The organism is Actinomadura mexicana (assembly GCF_900188105.1).
Lineage (GTDB): Bacteria > Actinomycetota > Actinomycetes > Streptosporangiales > Streptosporangiaceae > Spirillospora > Spirillospora mexicana.
In genome coordinates, this window is the sequence record NZ_FZNP01000051.1 from 1 (window position 1) to 1,049 (window position 1,049).

1 protein-coding gene is annotated in these 1,049 nt (G+C 71.1%); it reads right to left on the minus strand.

Annotated features, from left to right (window positions below; all coding sequences use genetic code 11):
- Nucleotides 1-164: 164 nt before the first annotated feature.
- A partial coding sequence (locus CHC11_RS39970; RefSeq protein ID WP_143227501.1) for an IS1380 family transposase occupies nt 165-1,049 on the minus strand: 885 nt, incomplete at its 5' end.

Here is a 1,049-nt window from a genome sequence, read left to right on the forward strand (position 1 = left end):
TAGCCTCGATTTTTCGTGAGGTCGGTTGGGTCGCGGAGCGACCCAACCGGCTCTTGGTTTTCGGCGTCGGGTCAGCCGTTGGGCCCGACTGTCGCGTCGGGTGGGCGGGGTTCCACGGGCCCGGATGTTGTCCTTCCTGGTGTTGATGGGGCGGTTCGGGCTAGTCAGGGCGCCGGGAGTGTCTGCAGGCGCCCGATCGCCGAGGCGATCAGGCCGCTCCAGGGCCAGTGCCGGGCCAGCCGGAGCCGGAGCCTTCTGCCGCCGCGGGCCAGGCGTGCGGCGGCCGAGAAGATGCGCAGGCGCAGCCGTTTGGGTTCCCAGAGTCGGGCCGGATGATCGGCGAAGGCGAGCATCTGGGTCCAGGCGGTCAGGTCGGCGGCCAGCGCCACGAGTTCGAGCCAGATCTGGTTGGCGGCGAAGCTGTGCAGGGGCAGGTTGCGCAGGCCGGTGTCCTTGGCGCAGCGGATGCGGTCCTCGCAGCGGGCGCGGCGGCGGTGGCGCAGTTCCAGGTCGGCGAGCTGCCCGTGCCGGGTGCCGGTGACAAAGCACGTGAAGCGGTGCCCGTCGACGTCGGTGAACCGAAGCTGCGCGCCGGGGTGGGGGCGTTCGCGGCGGACGATGACCCGCATCCCCTTGGGCCAAGACGACAGGTCCAGCATCCCGGTCAGCTCGGCCACCCACGCGCCCCGGCGGGGCTGCCGGTCGGCGTCGTAGGCGCACTGCCACACGTGCTCGGGCAGCGCCAGGATCGCGGCGCAGATGTCCTCGGTGAGGTTGAACCCGATCGAGTACTTCAAACGGCGGGCGGTGACCCAGTCCAGGAACTCGTGGGTGCCGCCACCCGAATCGGTCCGGATGATGACCTGTTTGCGCAGGCGGGACGGGATCTGGTTGAGGGCCAGGCGGCCTGCGGTGATGTGGTCGGCGGCGGTGTTGGAACCGGCGTTGCCCGGCCGCAGCACCAGCGCGGCGGCCTCCCCGGTCCCGCCGGGGCCGTGGTCGATGAACGCGGTCATCGGATGGAACCCGAAGGTGCGCTTCCACGTCGG